Source organism: Thermobifida fusca YX (assembly GCF_000012405.1).
Classification (GTDB): domain Bacteria; phylum Actinomycetota; class Actinomycetes; order Streptosporangiales; family Streptosporangiaceae; genus Thermobifida; species Thermobifida fusca.
Genome location: NC_007333.1, coordinates 58,898 through 84,695, shown reverse-complemented (window position 1 = coordinate 84,695; position 25,798 = coordinate 58,898). Strand labels below are relative to the sequence as shown.

Sequence of the window (25,798 nt, the reverse complement as noted above, 5' to 3'; positions counted from 1 at the left end):
TCGGGCGCGTCACCGCTGCCCGGCGCCAAGGCTTTTCCGGTATGCAGCCCTGGCACCGGGCACGCGGTGGAGCATTTCAGGCCGCGCTGTCAACGGAATAGCCGAACTGGTTGAGACGCCGACGCGCTGTCTCCAACTCCTCTTCAGTGAACAGCGGGGCGAACCGGGGCTCGCACACCACTGCTTCCACGGTCAGGTCGAGGCGGCCGCGCTCCCACAGCGCAGAGAACCCGTCGGAGACTGTGGGCGCGTGCAGCAGTCGACGTGCCGCACCCAACGGCCCCAAGTCCGCAATCATGCTCAACAGTTGGGAGGGGGTGTATCCGGCCTCGTCGCGGGCTCGGTCGTAGAGCGAACGCAGCGCCAATCCCAGCTCCCGCAGCAGCGGTTCGTTTTCCTCCCGGGGCTCCGCCGCCACGGTTTCCGGTTCGATCAGGCGTTCCCCAGCTGCGTCCGCGTTCCGCCGCTTGACATAGCCGAGCAGGGCATCCACCGAGGTGAACACCTCGTAGCCCAACTCCTTCAACCGGGGGAGGTCGGCTTCCCCAGGATCCAACTCCAACACCACGGGAGCCCCTTGTCCGGCCTGCAACCCTTCCGGCCAGAACGCCTCGGCAACCGCGATTGCCCGCCCCGTCTCCGGGTCGGGCACTTCGGTGTCGACGAGCGGCTCCGAGTATCCCATCCGCTGCAGCTCTTCGATAAGCTCGCGGACCTGTACGGCACGCGCGTCGTCGGACTTCTCCGTGACCACGCTGATCGGGCGGAGCACCGTCTCGTTTGCACTTGCTGTCCCGGAGCGCAGCTCCTCCAAGAAAGACTGGGCTGCCTCAGCCAGCAGTTCCCGACGGGCGAAGAGGAAATCGCGGTAGCGTTCCAGTTTCCACAACGCAGGATCGGTGGGAATCCACTGCGAAGCGAGCACCCCAGGATGCCGGGCCTCCACCTCAGGAAGGTACTCCTCAGGACTGCGGTTGCCTATCTCCAGTTTGCTCTGCGGGGTGAGGAAACAGAAATTCGCGATTGCGTTCACATGCTTGCGGTCGTAGCCGTTGTACAGCAGTGGCTTCGGGAAGACGTGGTGGATCTCCAAAGATGAGAACTTGCCCAACGTCTCGGCCTTCAGTTCCAGTCCTGTTCCGAAGTCGCGGGCTCCCTTGACCCGGCTGAGCATGTACAGCACCGGGTAGAAACGCGAGCCCTTAGTAGCCCCCTCAAAGTCGTGCGGGCGGATGGTGAGAGAACCGCCTCGAACCCGTTCCAGGGAAGAGATAAGTCCGTCAATGCCTTCCCGGGCCAAGGTCTCGAGGTCCTGTTGCAGGTTGCTCTCTGCGGAACCGTAGTAGCGACCCCACAGGGCGGAGTGGATGTACCAGTAGAGGGTCTTGTCCCGGTGCACGCCGTCCGTGAAGGAGCCGTTGTTGAGCTCCAGCAGTCGTACCACCACCATGATGGAGTACCGGCCGGGCAGCACTCTGTCGTGATCGAGCCCGAGCCGTCCAGACACGGTGTTAAGGAAAGTGTCGACGTGAGCGACCGTCTTCTCTAGGGCGGCCTTGAATTCAGAAGCTTTGAGCCGTTCCAGTGCTTCGAACTGGGAACGTCCTGTTGCCACCGCGGTAACAGTGCGCAGCAGCCAATCCAGGTCGAAACGGTACCCAGCCCGCTCCCACCGGCGGAGAGCTTCACGCATCTTGCTGCGGGCTTCCATCCACTGTGCGCACAGCTTGGCCAGTGCCAGGTCACCCTTAGACAGCTTGGTACCGCTCGAGTTCACCCGGTTGAAAATGTCGACAACTTCGTCGATTTCTTTGTCCGCCCCAGTGATTTTCTCCTGGGGGAACTCGCGCTCGGTCACCTGGTGGAGTCGGTTGAGCCGCTGCAGGTAGATGGTGGCTAGTTCAGAGGGAGCATCGGTGAACCTCGCCAAGTAGGGAACCGGCCCCTGCTGGAACAGCTCGGTCACATTCACCCAACGGGGATCTGAGGCCATCTTGCTGCGCGAATAGAACTCGAAGACCTCGTCTTCCACGTGGAAGTACAGCCCGGTGAACGCCTTCGCGTCCCCTTCGAAGAACGCGGGTGGCCGACCTCGGATGACGCCGTACAGGGAGGTGATACGCTGCTGGCCGTCCAGCAGCATCAGGTGGGTCCGGCCGTCTCCCACCGTACCGCCTCGAGCAGCCACATCGGTCGCCGCGGTCTCCCACAGCAGCAGGCTGCCCACCGGGTACCCCCGGTACAGGGACCGCATCAGCCCGCGCACCTGGTCCCGGTTCCACACGTAACCGCGCTGGAACTCAGGAAGCAGGATCGTTCCTGAGTCGATTTGGTCGAGCAATGTAGACAATTTGGCCATAAGGAACCTTTCTCACTGTTGCAGAGAAAACCTCAAGAGAGCGCGGTAAGAAACGGGCTCGGCTCGCAACTCCACGTGACCAGGAGTTGTTCACGGGCCCGCGTGCACGCCACGAACAACAGGCAGCGTTCCCGTTGCAGGCCAGCGCGGTGTGCGGCTTTGTCCTCAGATTCCGGGACAACCGCTTTGAGGGCGGGCAACTGCCCTTCACTGACTCCGGCGACCACCAGGCAACGGAACTCCAGTCCTTTCATCCGGTGCATAGTGCCGACGGACACCGCACCGTCCTCAGGGAGCCCTCCGGCGAGTTCCCGCACGGGGATCGACTCTGCGTTCAGCGTCTCGGCAACCTCTTTCACCAGCCGGTTGGAGCGCACAGCCACCCCGATCTCTTCGGGGGCCACCCCGCTGTCCATCCACTCCCGGACTGCGGCGGCGACAGCGCACAGCTCGTCTTCCTTGCTGGCGAACCCTTGCACGGTAGGCGGGGGACCGTGCAGTTCCGAGCGGCAGCCCGTGATCGATTCGACGCCGCCGTCCATGTCGTCGATCCGTTCCCCGTGCAGCAGGCCCAGGCTCCAGGCGAGGATTTCCGCGGTGGTGCGGTAGTTGATGCGCAGCCGGGTGGAGCGTCCCGCAATGGTGATACCGACGTCACGTAAAGTGACCTGATGCTGGTAGATGCGCTGGTGGGTGTCGGCAGCGAAGAACAAGTCGTTCGGGCCTTCAGACACGGCGGCGCGCAGCAGCCGCCATTTTTCCGGACTGAGGTCTTGGGCTTCGTCCACCACGATGTGTCGGTACGGTTTCCGGTCGCGTTCGGCGAGCAGCCGCGCTGCCTCCACACACACGGTTTCGTGCGTCCACAGACCCTGCTCGCGCAGTGCGGCTTCGAACTCCCAGATCGCCTGCCAGACGTGGGCACGCTGCTGGGAGCCGAGGGGCCGTCCCCGCCCGGTGCGTTTCGCGGCGAGGTAGTCCTGTGCCGAACGCACCTGCTGGGCGATGACGACCTGCCGCCACTCCTCGGCGAGGAACGCGGGCGTGAACGAAAGCCCCAGGTCGCGGATGATCGTGGACCACAGTTCGCGTTCTTGCGCGCCGGTCAGCATCCGCAGGGCGCCGTGCTCTTCGCGGACGATCCGGTGGGCGAGCTGGTCGACGTGGGCGACGTCGATCCGGTCAACGAACTCGTCGTAGTCGTCCAACAGCATCAGGCCTGCCCGCAGCGACTCGGCGAGCGTCGACGTGAACGTGGTGACGAGGACTTTTCCTTCCCCGGTGCGGGCCAGGTGGCGGGCGCGGTGCAGGGCGACCACGGTTTTCCCGGTGCCGGGCCCGCCGGTGATCCGGGCCGGACCCCGATAGCTGGCTTCGACCACGCTCCGCTGCACCGGATGCAGGTAGACCCGCCACAGCGCGAAGGGGTAGGCGAGCACTGACAGCAGTTCGTCGGGGCCGTCGACGAACACCACCCGGTCGCGGCTGCGTTCGACTGCCGCGTCCAAGTCGTCAGGGTCGATCTGCTCGCTGGTGATGTCGACACACAGCTCGTCCCACGCTTCCTCCGGGGTGTAGCCTGCGGCGAGCGCGGTCAAGACTTTCCACTGCACGGAAGGCAGGAGGCCTTCGGCGGCTTCCAACTGGGCTTCGTCGGTGAGTACGCGGGCGAACGCGAGTGTCTGCCCGTCGATTCCCAGTCGGCGCAGGTCACTGTCGCTGACGTGGTCGAACAACCGCCGCGGGGCGTCTTGGGCAACCTGTTCGAGGTGGGGCAGGGAAGCGTCGATGGCTTCCACGTCGCGGATTTCGATGCGGCCGGTGGCCCCGTTGACGGTGGCGGTGCGGCGCTGCGCCCACGCGTAGGCGTCGTCGTGCGGGAGGACTTTGAGCAAGGTGTAGATGTCGCCTGCCTCGGGGGCGAGGACTACGCCGCGCCAGAACTGGTCGATGCGGATGGTGCGGAACCGGTCGTCGCGGGCATTGGCGATCTTTTCGAGGTGGATTCCCGTGTGGCGGGCATGCTCGAATTTCGTGAAGACCTCGGTGACCCGGTCCTGGACGCTTTTCTCCAGTTTCGCGAAGTCGAGGAGAAAGTCACGGTCAATCGCCAGGCGCGCCATTGAACTGTTTCCTTCCGTCCCACCCGTTATTCGACCGTATCGCGACATTCGCACTTCTCAAGAAGACCGGTGCAGTTGTCCGCAGTTTTGTGGCTCGCTCTGGTAAGGCGCGGACTTTCGCGGTCTGCGGCTAGGAGGGGCCGTACACCCGGGTCGAGGCCTCAGATCATTGGCCAAGGTCTCGCCGAACCGGTCGTCTTCGACGCTGTACAGGGACACCGAAGTGGCCTGTCTGACCGGGTCGACCTGGCGCCACCCCCGCTTCTCTCTGCGAACCGCAACCGGGCCTGGGCAGGTATGGCCTCGATTGCGCTCGCTGTGGGTTTCTTCTTGCGGACGGAAGGTCACAAGCGTGCCCCTAACACAAGGGAAGCAGTGTGACCCACCAAGAAAAGACACTAAATTGTTAGCTACGTTCACATCGCAGTCGGAATGTGTAGCTTACTGAAGATCGTGGCACTCCTGAAGGCACCCCGCCTGAAAATCGCCACAATTCGGGACGTAAATCCCTAAAAGAGCTGATAAGAGAGGAGATGGACGGAGGCATCCGTGCAGAGAGGGCCGCATGTCCTCATAGAGGACACCGTGCGGACAGACCACCGGTCGGCTTCACCCCCCAAACCGCTCGGATAAGCCGCGGAGACACGCCACCGGCCTCGGGAGCATCTCAACAAGAGTTAAGGAGCGGGACTTTGACCAAGAGAACGTCGCCTACGGGATCGAAAAGAAGCGGTCTCCAGCCGGAACAGCACTGGCAGCAAGAAGGCGACAATCTCTGGTGGATCCCTGCTGGCACCCCGGTCGTCGTCAACTTCATCACCATCCCCGACGGGATGGTGTACGTCGGGCAAACCCCTTCCACCAAAGAACCGCCCCCCGAACTCTCACAGCTCGACCCCTCGCTGCCCGTCGGTTGGGCTCCCGACTTCCACCCCTCCCTGCCGCGGGGTGCCTCCATGCTCCCCTACCGTCTCCTCCTCCCCTCAGCCAGAACCGCCTACCTGCGCTGGCTAGCCAGCGGCCGAAAAAGACGCGGCCTCTCCATCAGCTTCGTCTACCTCTTCTTCACCGGACTAGAAAGCCGGATCCTGCGGAATCTGAAAGAGCACAAACGAGCAAGCGACCTCTCAGCCATCCGCGAAGAAACCGAGCGGCTGCTAGCCGTCTACGGCGCTGACGCCAGGTTAGAAAAGCAGGCAGCTCACTTCCTCAAGCTGCTCACCTACCTCGAGGACACCCCTGAACAGGACTGGCAGCTTAGCTGGACGCAAGACCCCTCGCCCGGAGAGGAGACCTACCGTCCATCCATCTCCCAGCGCCAACCCGTCCACTACCGGAAGCCGCACAAGCCTCAAACCGTCCCCAGCAAACCCGCCCTCTTCGAACAACAGGTACAACCAGAAAAACCCGCGGAAACAACAACAGCCCCGACCCCTACCGCCCCCAACACCGACACTGGAAAACCCATCCCGACTCCGGCCGCACAACCAGCAGAAAAACCACAGAGCGAAGCGGTCCAACCGCGCTCTGCTCCCCAACAAAGCGACTTCCTCGACCGCAAGCGCCTCGCCGCCGTCCAAGACGAGGTGCGTCACACAGACGCATTCCTCGCCGACCTGTACGAAAACGAAGAAGACGAGGAGCACACGGAAGAAACAGCCCCCGTTCTAGCTCCTCCCGCCGCGTCCACCAGAACCGAGACGGACACAGACACCGCAGTCCTCTCCCGGCTGGAACACCGGCTCCACGCTTTCCTCGCCACCCTGATCACCAAGCAGGAATGGGCTCGGGTCGAAGTCTCCTCGCTCGCCCGACACCACGGCCTCATGATCGACGGTGCGCTAGCCGAGATCAACGAATACGCACTCGACCTCGTCGACATGGAGCTTGTCGACGAGCAAGAAGACACCATCGAAGTCGACCCTGAAGTGGTAGAGGTGCTCCGGAAACAAGGAGCCCTGCCCGCCTCCGTCGAGACGCCTCCAACCAAAGCAGAGCAGCAGCCTGCCGCGTCCAGCAGCGCACCGCCTCCGGCTGTCCTGCCAGAGCCGCCAGCCGCCCGAGGTCAGGAAGGCTTCTGGGTCAGGATCGGGGAAACCGTCTCCGTCCAAGGACGGAAAATCACAACCGGACTGGTCTATGTCGGAACCCCGGTCGACGATCGGCAAGCCGCGCTCATCAACCCCGGCCTCCCGGCTGAGAGCGCTCCAGGCACCCCCGCCTCCAACCATCACGGCAAGGGCTACCACCAGCTTCCCCCTGACGCCCGAGGCCGCTACTTAGACTGGCTCGCCGCGGGACGCATCGGAGTGGTGTCCGAAGACACCCCGCTCTTCCTCTTCCTCTACGGGCTAGAGCAGCGGGTGCTGTGCGACATCCTCCCAGGCAGTGCACCCACCAGCGAACTGGCAACCATCCACGCGGAACTGGACCGCCTCATCGACACGTACCGCATCATGCGGCGCTTCCGGCAGCGCGCATACACACTACGCGCGCTCGTCAGATACCTCGCTCAAGGAAACCTCCACAGCCCCGGCAAACCACCGTCGCCCAAAGACCCCTACGACACGCTGCCCGACGAACTCCGCTACGGGCTGGGTGTGTTGAAAGCACACAACAAGCAGATCCCCGCCGATTGGGCGCTGTCCTGGGCTGTCCACCACGAGCAGGTACGCCCGCCCATGGCTCTGCGCACCGACGAGGCTTTCCACGAAGCGTTCCGGCGACGCTTCACCGAAGAATTCCCAGGAGGAATGCCTGTTCCCTTCAACGAAGGAAAAGAATTCACCTGGGTCTACACACCCGCCAACCCCGATCTTGACACGATTCGAGTCCCCGTCCCCGAAATCTATGACATCAGCAACCTAGCCCTCCCGCTGAGCCATTTGGGGCGTATTGTTCGCGCAGCACAAGCCGATGTAGAGAAGACAAAGAAAGAAGAAGCCCGTCCTGCGCAACCCTTCGCTACACCCCTTCCCCACCCAGAAGCCGAACTCTCTCAAACAACCCAAAAAATCCGCTGGTCTTCCTGGAAAGCACCCGGAACAACTGTCCGCATCAGCAAATACACTATTCCCGATGGAATGGTGTATACAGGCTATGCCCCGCGAGAGGCAGACGACGACATCCAGCGCTCTTCAGCCATCGACCTCTCCTTGGAAATCGACAGCTCTGTTGTCAGCCCGCACGGCAGGGCTCCCCGCCGTCCAGTAGCCGGATACCCCGACCTCACCCCGCAGGAGCGGGCCCGATACCTGTCATGGCTGGCAAACCGGGACAGTGGAGCATCAGTTCCGATCGTCTTCGGAAGACTATTCCGCAATGGGCTAGAGCGCCGGATCATCGAAATGATCCGGTCCACGAAAGAGAAAATTCGCATCCCTCCGCGGTTGCGCGAAGAACTGAAACGACTCATCGAAGAATTCGCGGCGAGCCCCGAATTCACTGAGCAAACACGCCGCCTACTCATCCTTGCCGACATCGCCAGCGGAGAAAAACTCGCGGCCCCTAGCTCTCCGCCCCGCTACTCTCCAGCAACCCAGCAGATTCCACAAGAATTCCGACTCGGGCTAGGACTGCTGGCTCGAGACAACCTCTCCCTGCCTCCCGAGTGGGCACTGGAATGGGTTCTCTACCATCTACGTCCAGAAAACCCTGAGGAATACCGGAAAAACTTCTCCTCCCTCAACTTGCCGCTCCCCTACAAGGGTCTCATCCTCCCCTACCAAGGCGATCAGATCGTTCCGGCAACCGCCCCGCAATTCGAATACGTCTACCGGGCTTCCTGCCCCGGCCTGGGAGAAGTCCGGCTGCCGGTACCTGGGGTGCGCGACGTGGCCGACATCGCCCCGCCGCAGGACCTGGTCAACCGGGTACAGAAGATCTACGCGCAAGCCGTGGAACGGAACCGGCTTGCCGGGAACACGGCAACCCCAAGCTCAACCCTCGCCGCGGGAAACCTCGCCACGGGGAATACGACGCTGCACTCTTCCCCCGCCAACCGGGCAACAGCAGCTCCCGCCGCGCCGAAACCCCCAGCAGTCACCCCGCCACCAGTCCCCGCTCCAGCGGCAGCCTCACAGCAAACCATCCGGGACTTCGCTGAGCTTGCTCTTCACCTGGCATCCCTGGCAGGACCGCTGACCGTCGAACACCGGCTCCTCATCACGAGAGCGGCCGAAACCATAGCCGACCTGTTCGAGAAAGACTGGCGGGAGCTGCGCCTGCACGAACGGGAGACAGCCGCCACGGAACCCCCGCTCAACCTGTGCTCCCGCCTCGCCCAACTCCCGCTACGCGAGCGGGAAAAACTCGGCGACCTGCTGCTCGACGTCGCCGAAGTGGGCGGAAAAACCACCGAGAACCAGACTGTTTTCCTGCTCAGCGTCCACCGCATCCTCGGCTTGGAAGCAATCCTCCGGCTGAGACTGAGCTACCGGGGGATCGCTCCCCCGCCCGACAACCCCCACTCCGGGAACCCGCTCACCCCGGCCTCCCCCGACACACCGCTCACCCCAAAGAAACTCCCGAAAATCACGCCGCTCAGCCAGCGCCACATCGCGCTGCTCACCGACCTTGCAACCCGCGACCACTGGAACCTTGCCGACACCACTCGGCTAGCCCACTGGTACGGCATCGACGTCTACGAAGCGATCGACGCAATCAACGAAGTAGCGCTGCACCGGACCGGCACCGTTGTCCTCAGCGAAAACGACGACCACATCACCGTGCACAAGGTGATCTTCGAGGAGATGACCCAGTGACTGAAACGCCCGTCCCCTCCCTCACCATCCGCAGCAAAGACAGAGGCCCGCTGCTTGACGCGCTCCGCAACGGCGTCGTCCCCTACCGCGGGGCCCATCTCATCCAAGTCGGGCGGGGCAGAGAACTCGAAGCCCTCCACACCAGCATCAAGCAGATCAAAAACGGGGCAGGCGCCGTCCGGTTCGTCATCGGCGACTACGGGGCCGGAAAAACGTTCTTCCTCCACCTGGTCCGGTCCATCGCCCACAAAGAAGACCTGGTCACCGTCCACGCTGACCTCACCCCGGACCGCCGACTGCAGGGCAGCCAAGGCCGAGCCCGCAGACTTTACTCCACCCTCATGGCGAACATGGCGACCCGCGGCAAGCCCGGCGGCCGCGCACTCACCACCGTCGTAGAAAAATTCGTGACCCAAGTGCGGCGGGACGCTGAAGCTAACGGCACCACAGTGGAACACCAGCTCAGCGAACGCCTGTGGGGACTACGCGAATTCCCTGGCGGTCCGAGCTTCGCCAAAGTCATCGAAGCGTACTGGCGTTCCCACGTCCACCAAGACGAAGAACTACGCGCCCACGCCCTGCGCTGGCTCAGCGCCGAATACGCGAAGAAAACCGAAGCCAGCCGAGACCTGGGCGTCAGCGAAATCATCGACGACCGGTCCCTGTTCGACCACCTCAAACTCATGGCGGCCTTCACCACCATGGCCGGCTACCGTGGGCTCCTGGTCTGCTTCGACGAGCTCGTCAACCTCTACAAGCTCAGCCACAAAGGGTCCCGGCACGCCAACTACGAGCAGATCCTCAACATCATCAACGACACCCAGCAAGGCCGCGCCGAATACATCGGCTTCCTGTTCGGCGGCACCCCGGAATTCCTCGAAGACCCGCTGCGCGGCCTCTACTCCTACGAGGCGCTGCGCTCCCGGCTCGAAGAAAACCCCTACGCCACCGGCGGACTCGTCGACTTCCACGGCCCAGTCATGCGGCTCAGCCACTTCACCAAAGAGCACTTCTACGAGCTCCTCCGCAAAGTCCGCCACGTCTACGCCTCAGGCGACCCGGCGAAACACCCGCTGCCTGACGAGGCCATCGAAGCGTTCATGCGGCACTGCGAAGAACGTGTCGGCGACGCCTACTTCCGCACCCCGCGCAGCACCATCAAACAGTTCATCGGCCTCATGGACGTGCTCGTGCAGAACGAGAACGCTGACTGGCGCACCCTCCTCACCCAAATGGAAGTCGTGAAAGAAACCAACCCCGACCTGCAGCCGCTGGACCCCAAGGACGACGTGGAGAATGACTCGCCCCTCGCCTCCTTCCGGCTCTAACCCGACCGCCCCGGACGCGTTCTCGCTCCTGCACCGGGACGTACAACGCTGGGTATGGGAGCAGCGCTGGACCAGCCTGCGCCCCATCCAAGAACAAGCCATCCAGCCGATCATCAGCGGTAACGTCGACGTGCTGCTCGCAGCGGCAACCGCCGGCGGGAAAACCGAAGCGGTGTTCCTCCCCGTGTGCTCGGTGCTGGCCCGCGACGCCGACCACGGGGAGGCCACCGGCATCCAGGCGGTGTGCCTGAGCCCGCTCAAAGCGCTCATCAACGACCAGCACGCGCGTCTCACCGCACTGTGCGCGCGCATCAAAGTCCCGGTCACCGCCTGGCACGGCGATATCGGCGTCACCCAGAAAGACCGACTGCGGGGAGACCCCGCCGGCATCCTGCTGATCACCCCAGAGTCACTGGAAGCAATGTTCGTCAGACGCGGCTCCACGGTGTCGCAGCTCTTCCGCGACCTGCGCTACATCGTCGTCGACGAACTGCACTCCTTCCTCGGCACAGCACGCGGCGCGCAACTGCGTTCCCTCATGAACCGGCTCGAACACGCGGCAGGCCGCCGAGTCTCCCGGATCGGCATGTCCGCCACCCTCGCCGACCTGCGCGCCGCCGCCGAATTCCTCCGCCCCGGCCACGGAGAACAGGTCGTGGTCGTGGAAGACCAGCATGGCGGCAAAGAACTCCTCCTCCAACTCCGCGGCTATGTGGCGGACATGCGAAGCGACCCCGGCACCAGCATGAGCCCGGACGCGCTCGCCCACCTGTACCAGGTGGTCCGCACCGGGCACAACATGGTGTTCGTCAACTCGCGCGGGGCAGTAGAAAGCTGTGTCTCCGCCCTATCCGCGCTCGCCCGCCAAGAGCGGCTGCCCAACCCGTTCTTCCCCCACCACGGCTCACTCTCCGCAGAACTGCGCGCCCACGCCGAACAACGACTGAAAAACCGGTCGGCACCCGCCACCGTGGTGTGCACGTCCACCCTCGAACTCGGCATCGACGTGGGCTGGGTGGACACAGTCGTGCAGCTTGGGGTGCCTCCCAGCGTGGCCGGGCTACGGCAGCGGCTCGGCCGGTCCGGGCGGGGCGGTGCCGCCGCGAAACTGTACTTGTACATCACCGAACAAGCCCACCCCGACATGCCAGTGGACCGGCTCCGCCTTGACCTGGTGCAGACCGTGGCCATGGTGGAACTCCTGTTGAGCCGCTGGTATGAGCCGCCCAACCTGGACACCCCGCACTTGTCCACCCTGGTCCAGCAGATCCTGTCCGTCCTCGCCCAACACGGCGGCGCGCACGCCCTCCGCCTGTACCGGGAGCTGTGCGCTACAGGCGCATTCCCGGGAGTAGACGAGCACACTTTTGCGAGCCTGCTGCGGTCCCTCGGCGAACACCAGCTCATCTCCCAAGAACGCAGCGGCCTGCTGCTGCCCGGAAAAATCGGGGAAGCCCTACTCAACCACTACGCGTTCTATTCGGCGTTCGACGTCGCCGAAGAGTACGCGATCGCCACCGTGGACGGCGACATGGGCACCATGCCGCTCAGCCCCAGCGTGGACGCGGGCGCACTCCTCGCATTCGCGGGACGCACCTGGCAGGTCGTAGAGGTGAAACCCGATGAGCGCCGCATCCTCGTCACCCCCGCCCGCGGCTCCGCCGTCCCACCCGGGTTCATGGGCTCGGCCGCCCCGGTCCACGACCGGATCCGGCAGCGCATGCGCGAGGTGTACCTCGACACTGAAGTGCCCCGCTACCTCGACGAAGCCGCAGCGATCCTCCTTGACGAAGGACGTTCCGCGTTCCGTGCCATGGGACTCGCGGACACCGACGTCTACGAATACAACGGGGACACGCTGCTGTTCCCGTGGCGGGGAGACAGAACCGCGGAAACCCTCCGCCACCTGTTCCAGTGGGCCGGAATGAAAGCCGTCCACGTGGGAGCGTTCCTCGCCGTGCCAGGCACACCCGCGGACTCAGTACGTGCCACAGCCGCCCACCTCGTGGCAGCCGACCTGCCCGACCCCGTGGAACTCGCGCGCAGGGTCGCTGATCAACGCCGCCACAAATACGACCGCTACCTAGGCGAGGAACTGCTGTCCCGCTCCTATGCCGCGCACGCCCTCGACCTGGACGGAGCCCTTGAATTCCTGAGCCGGGTCGCCGCGGACCACTGAGCCCGCGGCGGCCTGCCGCCCCGGATCGCCCTGGTCAGGCGGGTTTGATGTTCGGGTTGCGGTGGAACACGTTCTCCGGGTCGTACTGGGCTTTCACCCGTGCCAGGCGGTGATAGTTGTCCCAGCCGCCGAACCCGGACACCATACGGTGCTCCTCTTCATCACCGGCCACGCTGAGATAGACCGCGCCCGTCGCCCACGGACTCATCTCCGCGCGCACACTCTGCGCCCACTGGACCACCCGCTCCTCGTCCGCAGCATCCCGCCACACCCCGAACGGGTACACCCCCCACGCGGCATACCGCCACGGGATCGGATAATCCGTCAACGCCCGCGACACGGTGCCGCCCTGCGGGGCCAGCAGATACTGCGACGGCGACGGAGCCGGCATCCTCTGCGCCCCCGCGCAGTAGCGGTCCACCGCCTCATCCGGCAGCGTCGTCACATGCTCCGCCGACCAGTAGGTGTGGTAGCCGGGCGGACCGTCCAACAGGCACTGCACATCCGCATAAGCCATCTCCGCGGAGATTTCCGCCACATGCCCGGCCTCCCGCATCGGCTGCAAGTCACGCGCCACCTCGTCCGGGTCCCGGCCGGTGTGGATGAGCAGCACCGCGCACACCAACCGGCCCACCAGCCACAGCGGCACGAAATCTTCCGACGGCGCCGTCATATACATCAACCCGCCGCACACGTCATCCGTGGACGCCCCCATGAACTCGCGGTAGGCACGCACCACATCCGGGCCCGCTTCGGCATCCCACAGCAGCAAAGACACGTTCACTGACGGCAGCTCGTGCAAGCGCAGCGTCATCGACGTGACCACGCCGAAATTCCCCCCGCCGCCGTGCAGGGCCCAAAACAGTTCCGGATTCTCCTCGGGGGAGGCACGCACCACGTCACCGTCAGCCGTCACCAGTTCCGCGGCGAGCAAATTGTCGCACGCCAAACCGAACCTGCGGTCCAGCCAGCCGCTGCCCCCGTTGAGCACCAGCCCGCACACCCCGATCGTGGACACCCGGCCCCCGGTCGTAGCCAGACCATACGGCTGGGCGGCGCGGTCCAGGTGCCCCATCGTGGCCCCTCCGCTGACCCGCGCGTTCGCCTCTTCGGGATTGACCGTCACCTCGCTCATGCGCCGCAAGTCGATGACGATTCCGCCGTCGGTGAGCGCCTCACCGCCCACCCCGTGGCCGCCGCCGCGGACCGCGATCTCCAAATCGTGTTCGCGGCCGAACCTGACCGCCCGCACCACATCGTCCACTGTCTCGCACTGGGCGATCACGCGGGGACGCAAGTCCACGAGAGGATTGACCACAGTCCTGGCCTGGTCGTAGCCGGAGTCGCCAGGTTCCAGGACCTGTCCGGCGAACTCGGAACGGAATTCTGCGACCGCGGTACCGGTCACTGTCGTGCTGTTGAGCTGAGCCATGGGGACCTCCCCGTCGGATACGGGCCAGACCGGGGTGGTCGGGCCCCGGCCCGCGGCGACCCGGTCGGACCGCCGTCCTGGTTCGGACCCGCTCACCTGGTGAGCCTAGGAGGCCCCGCCAGCGCATCCCACCTTCTTTTGGTGATACTTCGTCAAGTCATTTTTGGGGAAACTGCACGTCATCCCCGGTCCACACACGGTCCCCACGCTGGGAGGGACCCCACAGAAAAGGGCCGCACCCTAGGGGACGGGGCGCGGCCCTGCCAGACCCGACGTCTACACGCTGGTGGTCGGTTCCACGGAACGGCGCTGCCGGATCTCTTCGATCACCGTGTCCCGGGCGGGGACGAACCGCGGCCCTTCCGGGCCGAACACGCCGCGCGGCTCCGGGAACAGCAGCAGCATGACCGGGTAGACCACCGCGGCGGCAAGCAGCGTCACCGGCAGACTGATGTCGATCCCCCCGGCCGCGTTCGCAAACGGCCCCACAATAATCGACGTGTTCGCGAACAGCAGCCCGGCGACCGCCGCAACCAGCCACGCCGCCGCAGCCCGCCAGTTCACCCCGCGGGTGAACCAGTAGGCGCCGCCCTTCTCACCACGGTTGAACACCTGCAAGTCGTCGACCAGGTAGTAGCCGCGCCGAACCACGTACCCGATCATGAGGACCACCATCCACGGCGACGTCAGCAGCACGATCAGAATCGAGAACGCGCTCAACGCGTCGACCATGTTGACGACGAAACTGCCCACGAAGATCAGCACGAGCGCGAGCGTGCCCACCACAGCCGTGCCCTGCACCCGGTTCAACCGGGGCACCAGCGAACTGAAGTCCAGCCCCGTGCCGTAGAGCGCGGTCGTGCCCGTCGACAGGCCGCCGATGAGCGCCACCGCGATCAACGGCAGCGCATACCACAGCGGCGACACCACGGCCAGGCCGGTCACATAGTTGTTCGGGTCGGCGACCAGCGTCGCAGTGCTCGCACCGAACAAGAACGGCACCAGTGTCGCCACCTGGGCAAAGAACGGCGCGGCCAGCAGCGACCGGGTGCTGTGGCTGGCAGGAATGTAGCGGGCCCAGTCGCCGAGGAACCCGCCGAAAGAAATCGGGTTGGCCATGACGGTGAGCACCGCCAGAATCCACGTCGGCCAGAAACTCCCCAGAATGTAGGAGCCGGTGCCCGCGTACGACGGGTCGAAAACACCGCCGTACGCCACCACGCCGAGCAGCATGATGACCGTGCACGCGACCACCGCCACCTTGTTGACCAGCAGCATGAACTGGTAGCCGTAAATGCACACCGTGAACACGGCCACCGCGATCACCCCGTACGAGGCGGCTTGCAGCGCGTCTCCGCCGTCGAAGCCGAGCCGCAGCGCGAGGCCGACGATCGCGTCACCGCTCCCCCACACCGACAGGGAGAAGAAAGTGACAGCGGTCAGCAGCGACAGGAACGAACCCAAAGCCCGGCCTACCACGCCGAAGTGTGCTCCCGAGGAGATCGCGTTGTTGGTGCGGGTCCGCGGTGCGAACAACGCCATCGGGGCGAGGATCAGCGCACCCACGACAACACCGGTGACAATGGCTGCCACTGACGCCCAGAAACTCAACCCGAACGCCACCGGCAGGGTGCCCAAAATGATGGTCGCGAACGTGTTCGCGCCTCCGAACGTCAACCGGAACAAGTCCAACGGGCGTGACGTCTGGGCCTCCACCGGGATCGGAGCGATCCCGTAGCTTTCGATCTTCGTGACCGGTTCAGGCGCAAGACGGGATGCGGACATAGTGCCTCCCAACAGGGGGGAAACCAGCATGGCTGCTGGGTGCGGGGGTGAAGAAGAAAACCGGGACGCGGCGGCACTGGCACGTCCCGGTATCTGTGGCCTAGCGGTCCTTCTTCGCGGTCAACGCGAGAAGGGACACCAAGTCGTAGGCGACGTGGGCGGCCGCGGTCGCCGTGATCTGCGCGTGGTCGTATGCGGGGGAAACCTCCACCACGTCGGCCCCCACCAGGTTGCAGGAGGCCAGCCCACGCAGCAGCTCCAACAGTTCCCGGCTGGTCAGGCCGCCCGCCTCCGGGGTGCCGGTGCCGGGAGCGTGCGCCGGGTCGAGGACGTCGATGTCCACGGACACGTATAGCGGCCGGTTCCCGATCCGCTGCCGCACCATGTCAGCGATCTCGTCCACCCCGCGGCGCATCACGTCCGCGGCGGTGACGATACCGAAACCGAACCGGCGGTCGTCCTCCAAGTCCTTCTTGCCGTAGAGGGGGCCGCGGATCCCCACGTGGGTGAGGGCTTCCGTGTCGAGAATCCCCTCCTCCACGGCACGGCGGAACGGGGTGCCGTGCGTGTAAGGCTCACCGAAATAGGTGTCCCACGTGTCCAAATGGGCGTCGAAGTGCAGGAGCGCCACCGGCCCGTGCACCCGGTGCACGGCGCGGAGCAGCGGCAACGCGATCGTGTGGTCTCCACCCAAAGTCACCAAGCGAGTACCCTGAGACAACAACTCGCTGGCTGAGGCTTCGACCGTTGCAATGGCCTCCTTGATCGCGAACGGGTTGACCGCGATGTCACCGCCGTCGGCCACCTGGACTTCAGCGAACGGGGACACATCCAACCCCGGGTTGTAGGGGCGCAGCAGCCGACTAGCCTCACGGATAGCAGCAGGACCGAACCGGGCGCCGGGACGGTAGGACACACCGCTGTCGAACGGGATACCGACCACGGCGATATCGGTCTTGGCTACCTCATCGGTGCGGGGCAGTCGGGCAAAAGTCGCCGGACCAGCAAACCGGGGAACCAAGCTGGAGTCGGTGGGACCGATCGGTGTGCTCACGGGATTACCGCCTTCCCTCACTGTCGTGATCGGCTAACACGGCGCGGAACATGCGGTCCTCGATCCGCTAAAGGCACAGGTCAAGGCCTCAAACACCATAGACTCGAAAGAAACTCCGCACAGATGGACGCCCCGCACACCTCTTGTGCCGCACCTGGACGAAGCAGCCACTTGTCTCCCGCACCTTTCCGTGACGGCGTCTCCGACGCCCAAACCGTGCCGCTCCGCACGATCCTCGCCCGCCGTGACCTCGCCTTGGAACCCCTTGTTCCCGCGGCCCCGGACGCGCACGTTCGATGGGCCACAGTCAGCGAACTCCTCGACCCCGCCCCCTACCTCAAAGGCGGGGAACTCCTCCTCACCGCAGGGACCAACCTGCCCACCGACCCTGAAGCACTCGACCGGTACGTGACCGCCCTCGTCTCCGCACAGGTCACCGCGCTCGGCTTCGGCGTCACCCCCGTCCACGACGCAGTACCCGACACGCTCGTGGCACGCTGCCGCGCCCACGGGCTCCCCCTCCTGCTCGTTCCACGTGAAACACCGTTCGTCGCCGTCAGCCAAGCCGTCGGTGAAGAACTCGAACGGCTCCGCCTCGCCGGCCAGCGCAGATTCACCGCCGCGGGACGCTCCCTCACCAAAGCCGCAATCGGCGCCACCCCGGTCCAAGAACTCCTCACCACGCTCAGCGCCGCACTCGGCTGCTGGACCCAGCTTCTCGGCACCCGCCCTCTCGGCCAAGTCGGACGCGTCCCCCCACTCCCCGACGAAGCCCACGAACTCATCCGCAAAGTCCGCACGCCAGGCGGCCCCCTCAGCGCCAAACTCTGGATCCCCCCCGACGAAGTCGTCCTGCACGCCATCGGCGACCAAGCCCGCGACCGGACCGTGCTCCTCCTCGGCCGCCCCAAACCCTTGGACAGCACCGACCGCGCCATCCTCGGCATCGCCGTCGCCCTACTCGGCCTGCTCTCCCGCGCCCAACCCGCCGTCGTCGACGACGCAAGCCGACTCGCCACCCGGCTCCTCCTCACCGGAGCCACCCCCGACACGACCGTCCTCCGGCTTCTGCCCGCCCTCCTCACCGGAGACGAACCAGCCCCCACCGCCTACCGGGTCCTCCACGCCCGCTGGACCCGCCCCAGCTCCCAGCCCACCCCCTCCCCCACGCTGTTCCGCACCCGCCTCGTCGACGACACCAGCACCCCCGTGCGCGCCATCCTCGCCGACCAAGGCACCCACCACGCCCACCTGGAACTCCTCGACAACCTGCACGCCGCCGGATGGCTCGCCGCACTCAGCCGCCCCGTGCCCGGCAGCGCACTCGCCGACGCCGACCAAGAAGCCGCGATGCTTCTCATCCGCGCCCACGCCACCGGCCGCCCCCTCCTGCCCGAAACCCAGCCCGACCCCCTCGAAACCCTCCTCGAAACCGACGAAGCCCGCGCCGCAGCCCGCACCCTCCTCGGCCCGCTCGCCGGAAACGACAGCACCTCCCGCACCCTGCGCACCACCCTCCGCGCCTGGCTCGCCCACCACGGCAGCTGGGACCGGACCGCCGCCGACCTCGGCGCCCACCGCAACAGCGTCCGCTACCGCATCAGCCGCATCGAACGCGACCTCGGCATCGACCTGTCCGACCCGGAACAGCGAATGCGCATGTGGTTTGCGCTGTCCCGATTCCCCGACGACACCCCCACCCACCCGACACAAAGGGACATATCACGATGAGGTGAAAGAAATTCACCGCCATCGTGGGGAAGAAAGGTTCTTGACATAATGCTGTGTGGGCACGATCGTGGCGGTCAGCGCGGTTACGGCGAGGAGGGAATTGATAGAGCCGTTGCAGCCCGGCGACCCCGGGCGGATCGGTCCCTACCGGCTCGTCAGCCGACTAGGCGCGGGAGGAATGGGGCAGGTATTCCTCGCCCGCTCCCCTGGAGGGCGACCGGTAGTGGTCAAAGTCATCCTGCCCGAATACGCCAACGACGACGAATACCGCATTCGTTTCGCGCGTGAAGTCGAAGCTGCCCGCCGCGTCGGCGGCTTCCACACCGCCCAAGTCATCGACGCCGACCCCACCGCCGACCCGCCGTGGATGGCCACCGCCTATATCCCCGGCCCCTCCCTGCGGAAAGCCGTCACCGAACGCGGCCCCCTCTACGGAAACAACCTGCGCACCCTCGCTGCCGGACTCGTCGAAGGCCTCGCCGCCATCCACGCGTGCGGCCTCGTCCACCGCGACTTCAAACCCAGCAACATCGTCCTCGCCGCCGACGGCCCCCGTGTCATCGACTTCGGCGTCGCCCGCCCCCTCGACAGCAGCGTCATGACCCAAAGCGGCGCCGTCATCGGCACCCTCGCCTACATGTCCCCCGAACAAACCGACGGCAGCCAAGTCGGGCCCGCCAGCGACGTGTTCTCCCTCGGCACCGTGCTCGCCTTCGCCGCCACCGGACGGTCCCCGTTCATGGCCGACTCCATCGGCGAAATCATCGCGCGCATCTCCGGACCGCCTCCCGAACTCCCCGAACTCCCCGACGACCTGCGGGAACTCGTCTACGCATGCTGGGAGCAGAACCCTGACTTGCGGCCCACCACGGCCGAACTCCTCGCCCAGCTCAGCACCGACCACACCGGCGACGACTGGCCCCCGCCCCACTTGAGCGACCTGATCGGCTCAATGCTCCCACTCGGGGCAACCACCTCCCCCAACCCGTCGCTCGCCATCGAACCGCCACCCCCCTCCCACGGCCCCCCGCGGCCGTCCGAACCGCTGCCCGACCCCGGGGACGACGCCGACGAACCCTCTGCGGAGAAACCCAGTCGGACCCTTCCGGAACCGGAGCCGCCGGAACTGGAAGAAAAACCCATCCAGGTCATCCACGAACCGGAACGCCCTGCACCCACCCCGCCCCGCCCCCGCGAACCCGCCAGAGGGGCGATAAAACCGAAAAATCCCCGCCCGGCAGCGCCCCAACCCCCCTGGTCCCCGCCCCGGGTCCAGCCACCCCGGTGGAAACAACTCATCACGAAGAAACCCGTGGCCGGCATCCTCACCGCAGTCGCCACGGCCGGCCTCGTCGTGTCCTTCCTCGTCTGGCAGTGGACACTCCCCGAGACCCCGCTGCGCCCCGACAGCAGCACCGCCCCCTCAGAGTCCGCTGACCCGCACGAACTCAACGAGCCTCGCATCCTCACCACCGACCGGGAAGCGGTTGCCGTCGCATTCAGCCCCGGCGGATCCCTCCTCGCCGGCGGCAGCGGCGACAAACTCATCCACGTGTGGGACGTGGCAAGCGGCGACGAACTCCACACCCTGGAAGGCCACACCGACTGGGTGCGTGCCGTCGCGTTCAGCCCCGACGGCGCCCTCCTCGCCAGCGGCAGCGACGACGCCACCGTGCGGCTGTGGGACGTGGCCGCCGCAGAAGAACGAGCCGTTTTCGAAGGACACACCCACTACGTGCTGGACATCGCGTTCAGCCCCGACGGCTCGATGGTGGCCAGCGGTAGCAGAGACGGCACCGCCCGGCTGTGGAACGTCGCCACCGGGACAGAACACGCCGTCCTCAAAGGGCACACCGACTACGTCTACGCTGTCGCGTTCAGCCCCGACGGCTCGATGGTGGCCAGCGGCAGCAGAGACGGCACCATCCGCCTGTGGGATGTCGCCACCGGAAAAGAACGCGACGTGCTGCAAGCACCCGCCGAGAATGTCGTCTCCCTCGCGTTCAGCCCCGACGGGAGCATGCTCGTCCACGGCAGCGACAGCACCGTCCACCTGTGGGACGTAGCCAGCGGCGAAGCACTGCACACCTTCGAAGGCCACACCGACTGGGTGCGTGCTGTCGCGTTCAGCCCCGACGGCGCCCTCCTCGCCAGCGGCAGCGACGACCGCACCATCCGCCTGTGGGATGTCGCCGCCCAGGAAGAACACACAACCCTGGAAGGGCACACCGAGCCCGTCCACTCCGTAGCCTTCCACCCGGAAGGCACCACGCTAGCCAGCGCAAGCGAAGACGGCACTATCCGTATCTGGCCCATCGCCACGGAATAACCCCGCGCCTGCTCCTCCCCAGTCCGGCACTCTGTCAGCCCGGTTTTCTGTCCCGGCCCTCGGAACTGGCAGGGAAACACTCTGGTGCCCGAGTCCTCGACAGGCCCCTCTCTACTGAGGAGAGCACACCTCAAGACAGTTCAGTTCGGTGTGTCTGTTCCCGTCAGGCAGAGCGGTGCACCACGACGAGAGAGTCGACCGCGGTCCGCGGCCCCTCCTCCGTAGCGACCTCACGGGTCACATATCCGGCGCGCTCCACCTGGACCGCGAACCCTTCCCCAGCAGCGATCTCAGCCACCGCCATGGCGATGTCCTCAGGGATGTGCAAAACCTTCGGATCCTGCGGCCCGCCCACGCCGCGCGTGAGATTCTCCAAAGCGTGGCCCACACTCACCAGCCGACCCCTCGGAGCCACGGCCCGCACCGCCTCAGTGAGCGCGCGCCGCCAATCGCCGGGAGGCAGTTGGAGATAGCTGAGAAGCACCAAGTCGTAGCCTTCACGCCGAGGCGCGGGGTTGCGGGCATCGGCGCACAGCCACTCCACTTCCACACCACGTTCCCGGGCGAGCTTCTTCCCCCGTTCCACAGCAACCGCGGAAAAGTCGCTGGCCGTCACCTGCCAACCCTGCTCTGCAAGCCACACCGCGTTACGGCCCTCGCCCGCAGCCACATCCAAGGCCCGTCCCGGAGGTAAATCAGCGACGACCTCGACAACGAACCGGTTGGGCTCCACACCCCACACCAGTTCCTGCTCCCGGTAGCGCTGGTCCCACTCATGAGCGTCCATGCCCTCCCTTCTACCCGGTGCCCCCTCACAGGGAGGATGTCATCGACATATGCAGCCCCTGATGGCCACGTTCCATCATGGCTCGGTCAAAACAGGTTGGTGAGCACTGGCGACAGAGCACTGCCCTGGTATAAGCGTCGACCTCGCTTCATGGGCCCGGTGCGCGGCCAGGCCTACTGCTCGTCGGGTGACGAACTTCGGCACCAGCAGGCACAGTTCAACGTCAGGAACTAGCTCACGTACTCGGGTCACCACGAGTCAGCGCAGAATCCTCTCAAAGTAGTCCTCGATATCGGCGCGCACCACCCACCTGTTGCTCGCCTCCCGAGCTATTGCCAGCGCATGTACGGCGTCTCCACCCCAAACCTTTGCGATAGGCGAAACTCCACAGCAGCGCCGGGTCCAAATCCAGTTCAATGGCTTCCGGAACCGCGCATTCCACACCCTTGAGCTACATGTCCTTACGCCAGCGAGTGTGGGTGAGCGGTGCGGTGATGGGACGGTCGTCCCACAGGATTTGGGAGAACACGCCTGCTGCCAGACACCAGGCGGTCGCCTGAACGAGAGTGATGACACCTGCACGGCTGTGGGCGGCCCAGCCTTGGGCGAGTTCTGCGCCGTTCTCGCTGAAGACGGGAACCACCCAGGCCAAACCCAGCAGGGAAACTATGAGGGCATGCAGGGCGCCGACCAGTAAAACCATGAAAGAGCGGCCTAAGGCGCTCCGCCAGTCGATTCCGTTGTTGCGGGCGGTGGTTAACAGGTAGGCGTAGGCGGCAGCGCTCAGCAGGACCGTGGCCCAGAGCGGGCCCAGCGGGGGTGACACAGGTTGGGACCCTGAGGAGATGTCGGGAAGAGCGTCACCGAATGCGGCATGCCACCACGAAGGGTGCATAGCGGTGAGCATGAACAGGCCGATTGCTGCGGCGGCGGGCATCCGCAGCAGCAACGGCAGCGCCCATACACGGCCGTGCACAATAATGCCGGCTATCCCCAGCAGACAGCAGCCCCCAGCTACTACCGCGGCCCAAGTAAGAGTGGGACAACCTATCAACTTGGGCCGGAACAGCGCGACGATCACCAGCAACAATGTGGCAAGGGCCGACACACTGGTACAGAAGGCTATGCCCACTCTGCACCTACGCTCCTGAGTGATCGCCATGGCTACGCGTAACGTATCCCAGAGCCGGAAACGCGGCAGGAGGTGACGTTCAGCAAGGTTGGACATAATGCGCTTGTCGTCCTGCTTCAGCGTTCGGCATTTTCTCTCTTTTTTCTTGTGTTTGTGATCGTTACCCAGTGCATTCAAACGATCGGTGGACACGCCCAGTAGAGGACCACAACGACCGCTATCGAATAGTAGCGCTGTGATCTCCTGCTCTAGCTCAGAAGAGTCCGCATGGCTGAGTACTGTATGGGATTCGTAGTGGTCGAGACACTCCACCCAGATACGCCGCGCCTCGATGCTGCGTGTAGTGAACAGGTGTTCTGTATCGCTTCCAGGGGTGGCACCGAACACATAAGGAGCAGCAGTAGCTATCTGCTCCTCTGAATCATCCCGGGACCGGTAGACCTCGAGGAACGCTATACAGCGCTGCCGCGCGGCGACGGGGAGCAGGATGTCCAGTTCAGTGTCGATGAACCCTTTGGGTTTGATCTCGTCCAAACGGGCTATGCATCGCCACACCGCTTCCACGGTCCAGCACCAGGCGATCCACTGCTTATGTGCTCCCCATTCGCCATACTGCTCATTCGCCGCAGCAACGAGGGCAAGTGGTGAGTACAAGGCAGCCAAGAGCAAGGCGCGATTTTCAGCCAGCAGCCCGGTGATAGTACGGAGGCGGTCTTCTATCGTATCCGGTGACCGGTCAGAGCTCGTGTTGTGGATACGCAGGTGCGATACTAGTTCGTATTCCCTAATCAGCTCCTTGGCCTGTTGAAGGAGCCGAGCATCCCTGTCTCTGTTTCCATTGATCCGGGCCCTCTGGAACACGTCACCGAGAGCGGAACGCTCCCGCTCGAAGAAGGCGCCATGTACCCTGTCTTGCCAGGTAGAATTCGCAATCATTGCGGCACAGACTCTGTCGGAATACCAAACAGCTCGCACATACCCTGACCGAACGCAGTCAGGCGATATTCCTTCCCTCTTATTTCATAGGCATATCCCTCAAAAAAATTGGTTTCTAGATTTTTTGTTTTTCCATCCTTGTAGAACGGTTTGAGTTCATGGCGAACCTGACGGACCTCGAGCCGTCGAAGCGGAAGCTGGAAAGGCTTTCGAGATGTTTCGTGCATGATCCATGCCGATACATCCTCACCCAGACTGCGCACCCATTCGGCTAGAGCGACAAGATAGGGAATAGTGGCTTTATATCCTCCGGAGAGGTAGAAGCGGATTTCTTCTCGAGGTTGGATGATCCGCTTCACTTTTTCCAACATAGATTCGGGAGGAGCAACAAGCAAGCGGCCCAGACGTCCCATAATCTTCATGGGTTCCCGAAACGCCTGGTCGGAGCTGAAGGCATCCAATCCGGGAATTCGAAGAATGTGGATGCATCCGATTGCCGTCTTGTCCAATCGGGCGTTTTCGTCGAGATCAGACAGATAGCGAATTCGACGGATGTCGCCGTTTGCCAGTGCGATTGCGTTCCACCAGGCAGCTGCGATACCTTTATCCGTGTCGGTGGCAAGGAGAAATACCGTGTCTTTTCTAGAAGGGAGGAACTCTTCCTTCTTCTTTGCGGAAGAAATCTCAATGGCTGCTTGGCGTAGGGTGTCCAATTCTGCTGACACGCCCCGGTAGCGGATCCACTCTCCGACGTTGATCCTGTCAGCGATCTCCTGGAGCTCATCCCGTTCCGGAGAATCCGCTGCGGATCCCGTTTCGAACATAGCCTCCATGACATCTTTTGGCTTTTTTCCGGGGTAGATGGATTCGAGGTAGCCAGAGGCCTGCACCTGCTTGATCAGTTCAGTCCACGGAAAATCCTGTTCGATCGGATTTGGCCCGGCCGGTTCTTCAACAAACTTCAATTTTTCGATTTTTGCGAGGTTGCCAATGATACTCAGCCCGACGGGGGCGATGTGGACGGTCATTTTTCCTCCTCAGCGTTGATATATCCGTATCCGGAGCTGACTTTGACGCCGCTCCCGAGTTCAATCACGGCCTCGGCTAGCTACTGGGCGGCCTACGCGGTTGCCTGCTCGCTGTCGCCGACGACCGCGGCGTTGAACCACCCCACAGACACTGTCAGGAAGTGCGCTGGAACGGGCTGGTGGTATTCGGCATGTGGAGGGATGCCACGGTTAGCCCGGGGGTCGGCGGTCGCGTCGTAGGGCTTGGTGTGGGGGTGAGCATGTCCTTGGCGACAGTGACAAGGGAGTCGTTCCACGCGGGGTCGAGCGCGATCGCATCAGCGGATACGCCGGGGATGGCGGGCAGGGGTGTGCGGCCGAGGGCATGGTTTTGCAGGTGAGGTGGCCTAGCGCGATCGTGGAGGTCACCCAGGCGAACGCGCGCTGCAGGGTGGGTTCGGGAAGCGCCACGTGTGTGGCTTCCCACTGTTGCGCGTAGTCGCTGACCTCAAGTCCGGCCATACTCCGGGAGACTCCCGGGATGCCAGGGACTTTGATAACGCGGCCGGACACGCAAGCCATCCAGGATTTCCAGGTTTCGCGTACTGCCTGCACTGCGGAGCGGACTCGGCCCTGTCCTCTCCCTGCCGCCGGCAGTGCCGCGATCCGGTTCGGCATGCCCTCCGGGTCCGCTGCCGCGGGCAGCAGCTCCTCTGGGTTGAATTGGCGTGCCACTCTGGCAGCCGATTGCGCCATGATGCGGCTGACGTTCGCCGGATCGGCGGTGCTGTGCACTTCAGTGATGGACCGCTGCACCCCGGTCAGACCGATGACGACGAGATTTTTTCTTGGA

13 protein-coding genes are annotated in these 25,798 nt (G+C 64.5%); 5 read left to right on the top strand and 8 right to left on the bottom strand.

All coding sequences use genetic code 11. The features are described 5' to 3' along the window. Positions 1–76: 76 nt before the first annotated feature. Together TFU_RS00315 and TFU_RS00310 are read right to left on the bottom strand one after the other, a co-directional pair. Entirely contained in the window at positions 77–2,359 is a 2,283-nt protein-coding gene (locus TFU_RS00315) for a GmrSD restriction endonuclease domain-containing protein (protein ID WP_011290512.1), read from the bottom strand. Between the two features lie 32 nt (positions 2,360–2,391). Then, complete coding sequence (locus tag TFU_RS00310) at positions 2,392–4,482, bottom strand: UvrD-helicase domain-containing protein (protein WP_011290511.1); 2,091 nt, start codon at positions 4,480–4,482, stop codon at positions 2,392–2,394. Positions 4,483–5,174: 692 nt separating this feature from the next. On the opposite strand from TFU_RS00310, the gene TFU_RS00300 reads away from it, so the two are divergent. The 3 genes from TFU_RS00300 to TFU_RS00290 are packed head-to-tail and all read left to right on the top strand — an operon-like array spanning position 5,175 to position 12,752. After that, positions 5,175–9,245 carry a TerB N-terminal domain-containing protein gene (locus tag TFU_RS00300; protein ID WP_011290510.1) on the top strand — a complete coding sequence of 1,357 codons (4,071 nt, stop codon included), beginning with the start codon at positions 5,175–5,177 and terminating at the stop codon, positions 9,243–9,245. Then, on the top strand, positions 9,242–10,573 hold the full coding sequence (locus tag TFU_RS00295; RefSeq protein ID WP_011290509.1) for an ATP-binding protein: 1,332 nt from the start codon (positions 9,242–9,244) through the stop codon (positions 10,571–10,573). The genes TFU_RS00300 and TFU_RS00295 overlap by 4 nt, the downstream gene beginning before the upstream one ends. Then, a complete protein-coding gene (locus TFU_RS00290; protein WP_011290508.1) occupies positions 10,542–12,752 on the top strand; it encodes a DEAD/DEAH box helicase in 2,211 nt (736 codons plus the stop codon). The genes TFU_RS00295 and TFU_RS00290 overlap by 32 nt, the downstream gene beginning before the upstream one ends. Positions 12,753–12,786: 34 nt before the next feature. Here TFU_RS00290 and TFU_RS00285 read toward each other — a convergent pair whose 3' ends face one another. The 3 genes from TFU_RS00285 to speB all read right to left on the bottom strand — a co-directional run bounded on the left by TFU_RS00285 (position 12,787) and on the right by speB (position 17,023). Next, on the bottom strand, positions 12,787–14,184 hold the full coding sequence (locus TFU_RS00285) for an FAD-binding oxidoreductase (RefSeq protein ID WP_011290507.1): 1,398 nt from the start codon (positions 14,182–14,184) through the stop codon (positions 12,787–12,789). Between the two features lie 276 nt (positions 14,185–14,460). Continuing rightward, the gene (locus tag TFU_RS00280; protein ID WP_011290506.1) at positions 14,461–15,969 is read right to left on the bottom strand and encodes a purine-cytosine permease family protein; all 1,509 of its coding nucleotides are present in this window, start codon (positions 15,967–15,969) and stop codon (positions 14,461–14,463) included. Positions 15,970–16,069: 100 nt separating this feature from the next. Then, positions 16,070–17,023 (bottom strand): agmatinase, encoded by a 954-nt coding sequence (gene speB / locus TFU_RS00275; protein WP_016187980.1) that lies wholly within the window; start codon positions 17,021–17,023, stop codon positions 16,070–16,072. Positions 17,024–17,146: 123 nt separating this feature from the next. Here speB and TFU_RS00270 point away from each other — a divergent pair, with 123 nt between their 5' ends. After that, the gene (locus tag TFU_RS00270; protein WP_011290504.1) at positions 17,147–18,754 is read left to right on the top strand and encodes a PucR family transcriptional regulator; all 1,608 of its coding nucleotides are present in this window, start codon (positions 17,147–17,149) and stop codon (positions 18,752–18,754) included. A gap of 100 nt (positions 18,755–18,854) precedes the next feature. Further along, entirely contained in the window at positions 18,855–21,083 is a 2,229-nt protein-coding gene (locus TFU_RS00265) for a WD40 repeat domain-containing serine/threonine protein kinase (protein ID WP_011290503.1), read from the top strand. A gap of 163 nt (positions 21,084–21,246) precedes the next feature. Here TFU_RS00265 and TFU_RS00260 read toward each other — a convergent pair whose 3' ends face one another. From TFU_RS00260 to TFU_RS00250, 3 genes are all read right to left on the bottom strand, one after another. Then, positions 21,247–21,870 (bottom strand): class I SAM-dependent methyltransferase, encoded by a 624-nt coding sequence (locus TFU_RS00260; protein WP_011290502.1) that lies wholly within the window; start codon positions 21,868–21,870, stop codon positions 21,247–21,249. Between the two features lie 451 nt (positions 21,871–22,321). Next, positions 22,322–23,938 (bottom strand): hypothetical protein, encoded by a 1,617-nt coding sequence (locus TFU_RS00255; protein ID WP_011290501.1) that lies wholly within the window; start codon positions 23,936–23,938, stop codon positions 22,322–22,324. Beyond that, the gene (locus TFU_RS00250) at positions 23,935–24,966 is read right to left on the bottom strand and encodes a hypothetical protein (protein WP_011290500.1); all 1,032 of its coding nucleotides are present in this window, start codon (positions 24,964–24,966) and stop codon (positions 23,935–23,937) included. Before TFU_RS00250 ends, TFU_RS00255 begins: the two co-directional genes overlap by 4 nt. Positions 24,967–25,798: the final 832 nt, after the last annotated feature.

Coding starts and splice junctions, on each gene's coding strand:
- TFU_RS00315 (WP_011290512.1), bottom strand. CDS start 2,359: ATGGCCAAATTGTCTACATTGCTCGACCAAATCGACTCAGGAACGATC.
- TFU_RS00310 (WP_011290511.1), bottom strand. CDS start 4,482: ATGGCGCGCCTGGCGATTGACCGTGACTTTCTCCTCGACTTCGCGAAA.
- TFU_RS00290 (WP_011290508.1), top strand. CDS start 10,542: ATGACTCGCCCCTCGCCTCCTTCCGGCTCTAACCCGACCGCCCCGGAC.
- TFU_RS00285 (WP_011290507.1), bottom strand. CDS start 14,184: ATGGCTCAGCTCAACAGCACGACAGTGACCGGTACCGCGGTCGCAGAA.
- TFU_RS00280 (WP_011290506.1), bottom strand. CDS start 15,969: ATGTCCGCATCCCGTCTTGCGCCTGAACCGGTCACGAAGATCGAAAGC.
- TFU_RS00270 (WP_011290504.1), top strand. CDS start 17,147: ATGGACGCCCCGCACACCTCTTGTGCCGCACCTGGACGAAGCAGCCAC.
- TFU_RS00260 (WP_011290502.1), bottom strand. CDS start 21,870: ATGGACGCTCATGAGTGGGACCAGCGCTACCGGGAGCAGGAACTGGTG.
- TFU_RS00255 (WP_011290501.1), bottom strand. CDS start 23,938: ATGATTGCGAATTCTACCTGGCAAGACAGGGTACATGGCGCCTTCTTC.
- TFU_RS00250 (WP_011290500.1), bottom strand. CDS start 24,966: ATGACCGTCCACATCGCCCCCGTCGGGCTGAGTATCATTGGCAACCTC.